Origin of the sequence: Marinobacter sp. EN3 (genome assembly GCF_000475315.1) — a bacterium.
Lineage (GTDB): Bacteria > Pseudomonadota > Gammaproteobacteria > Pseudomonadales > Oleiphilaceae > Marinobacter > Marinobacter nauticus.
On record NZ_AXCC01000033.1, the window covers coordinates 1 to 600 of the forward strand.

The window sequence follows — 600 nt, forward strand, 5'->3', positions numbered from 1 at the left end:
CTTCAGCGGTTTACGCATTCAGCTCCAACTCCCGATAAATGCGATACACGCGCTTGTGATTCCAGGTGTAGCCCTTCACATTGCGCAGATACAGGAAACACAGGCCAAAGCCCCAGCGTTTATGAGTCTGGGTGAGTCGTAATAGCCAGTCAGCCACCAGAGCGTTCTCGCCACTGAGCTTTGCCTGGTACCGATAGCAGGTCTCGCTGATGCCATACACCACGCAGGCCAAACGGATACTGATGCCATGTTTGGCCACGCCCTTTCTGGCCATCTCCCGGCGTTGAGATGGCCTTACAACTTTCCCTCCAGCGCTTCCTGACGGAGCTCGGCCTTAAGCCGCTCTTCGGCGTACATCTTCTTCAGGCGGGCATTCTCGGCTTCCAGTTCCTTCAGGCGTTTCATCATTGATGCATCCATGCCGCCAAACTTCGAGCGCCATTGATAGATCAGCGCCGTGCTGACATTGTGCTCCCGCGCCAGTTCAGCAATCGGGACGCCAGCTTCGTGTTGCTTCAGGATTGCCATGATCTGGCTGTCGGTGAATCGAGACTTCTTCATCTGTCGCTCCTTTTGCGATTGTCAATGGCCATTTATTTT

General features: G+C 54.3%; 1 pseudogene. It reads right to left on the bottom strand.

The features are described from left to right. Window positions 1-16 precede the first annotated feature (16 nt). Window positions 17-561 (bottom strand): annotated as a pseudogene (locus Q675_RS37915) (IS3-like element ISMaq1 family transposase); the annotation flags it as partial. Window positions 562-600: the final 39 nt, after the last annotated feature.